The following is a 1,058-nucleotide window of genomic DNA, read 5'->3' as shown; positions in this document are numbered from 1 at the left end:
TTGACTGGAGGTCAGAAATGAACATCAAGAGCCTTCTCCTTGGCTCCGCTGCAGCTCTGGTTGCAGCTTCCGGCGCTCAGGCTGCCGACGCAATCGTCGCGCCAGAGCCAGAAGCCGTTGAATATGTCCGCGTCTGCGATGCTTACGGCGCCGGCTACTTCTACATCCCAGGCACCGAAACCTGCCTGCGTATCCATGGCTATGTTCGTTACGACGCTAAGGGCGGCGATCGCGTTTACGCTCGTTCGCTGGACGATATCGAGCGCGACACCTGGGGCAAGAACGCCCGTGCAACGCTTCGCTTCTCGACCGCTTCGGAAACCGAACTCGGCACCCTGAAGACCTTCACCGAACTGCGTTACAACTGGAACGGCGGCGGTGACGGCGAAGAAGAAGCTTACGGCTCGAGCGAAAACAGCTCGCTGCGTTACGCTTACATCCAGCTCGGCGGCCTGCGCGTTGGTCTCGATGAATCGGCCTTCGTGACCTTCCCTGGTTACCTCGGCAACGTCATCAACGACGACGTGATTCTCGCTGGCGGCTACCGCACCAACCTCATCAGCTACACCTTCACCGGCGGCAACGGCTTCTCGGCCATCCTGTCGCTCGAAGAAGGCGGCAACGGCGACTCCGACGTTGACGTAACGCTCAAGGACTACACGCCGCACGTTGTTGGTGGCCTGAAGTACGCTGGCGGCTGGGGTTCGATCGCAGGTGTTGTCGCTTATGACGCCCGCAACGAAGAGTGGGCTGGTAAGGTCCGCGCTGACGTGAACATCACCGACCGTTTCTCGGTCTGGGTAATGGGTGGTTACAAGTCCAACGACGACAACTACTACGTCACGCAGGAATTTGCTGACGGCAGCTGGCGCGGTATTCGCCGCATCGACTCGTTCTACGGCACCTGGGGCGGCGATTGGGCCGTTTGGGGCGGCGCAGCGTTCAAGGCAACCGAAAAGGCTACCTTCAACGTTCAGGTCGCTTACGAAGACGCAGAAACCTTCGCTGCAACCGCAAATGTTGCGTACGAACTGGTTCCTGGCTTCACCATCACCCCG

General features: G+C 59.6%; 1 protein-coding gene. It reads left to right on the top strand.

The annotated features are described in order from the left end of the window. Positions 1 to 17: 17 nt before the first annotated feature. The coding region (locus JNC63_RS21855) for a porin (protein ID WP_374846775.1) at positions 18 to 1,058 on the top strand (1,041 nt) is incomplete at its 3' end.

Source organism: Brucella ciceri, assembly GCF_041930145.1.
Classification (GTDB): Bacteria; Pseudomonadota; Alphaproteobacteria; order Rhizobiales; family Rhizobiaceae; genus Brucella; species Brucella intermedia.
This window is presented reverse-complemented; position numbering and strand designations above follow the sequence as displayed.